1 protein-coding gene is annotated in these 911 nt (G+C 50.7%); it reads right to left on the bottom strand.

Annotation, left to right across the window (positions count from 1 at the left end; translation table 11 throughout):
- Nucleotides 1–576 (bottom strand): hypothetical protein (locus tag E1189_RS01005; RefSeq protein ID WP_155158256.1); only part of this gene is annotated, 576 nt, incomplete at its 3' end.
- Between the last annotated feature and the right edge of the window lie 335 nt (nucleotides 577–911).

The raw sequence follows: 911 nt of genomic DNA, 5'->3' as shown, positions 1-911 counted from the left end.
CCGGGTACGTAGCCGGGTATAGATGGCCAGGGCTGCTCTCAGGTTTTCTGGGCCCCTCAGGAGCTGAAAGCTTCTGCCCAGTGCCAGTTCGATCTCCTTGTCATCACAGGGGGTGTTTTCCCGCCCCCCGGCTGCTCGGGTGCGCAGCTGGGTATAGATGTGCAGAGCTTTTCTGAGATTGCCTGCCCCCCCCATGACCTGGAGGTGCCTACCTAGTGTTAACTCGATGTCCTTGTCACCACAGGGAGTATCCGCGATACCTCCGGCCGCTCGAGTGCGTAGTTGGGTATAGATATTCAGGCCTGCTCTTAGATTATCTGCTCCCCCTATAAGCTGGAGATGTCTGCCCAGAGCCAGTCCATGGTTTTTTTCATCATGGGGATGTGCTGAATAGTTTGTATAAAGGGACTGGAAAAGTGGTAAGGCTTCAGTCAAGTGGCCTTTCGCCTGTAAAGCCCGGGCTTTTGCCATCATCACCCCTTTGTTGTTTTGAACGTTCTCTGGAAAAGAGTTGATGTACTCAATACACCTATCAAAATCGTCAAGCTGAAACAACGCTCTGGCTTTTAATTGCACGACACGAGCATATTGCTGTGAGTCTCCCTCGTATTTTTTTAATAGTATCCCGGCCTCCTCTAATGCTCTGTGGGGGTTGGTTTTCAGTAGGCGGAAGCCATGACCTATGTCTTGATAAGCCTTTACATGAGTGTAAGCCGGATAGTAGTGAGAACGCCGTTGTAAAATTTGGTGGTGCTCAGAATGACCTGTACGTTCCAAGTATCGAGAATCATGTGTGCTGGAGGTATAAGGCATATGCCTTCTTGAGTCGCTTTGCCTGCAAGGAGGGGGCACCTGCCAGTCATAACGGCTTGTCCCATAGCGTGGCGGTATGTTCATACTCTGAATAAACC

Source organism: Parendozoicomonas verongulae (assembly GCF_009711465.1).
GTDB classification, from domain to species: domain Bacteria; phylum Pseudomonadota; class Gammaproteobacteria; order Pseudomonadales; family Endozoicomonadaceae; genus Sansalvadorimonas; species Sansalvadorimonas verongulae.
This window is presented reverse-complemented; position numbering and strand designations above follow the sequence as displayed.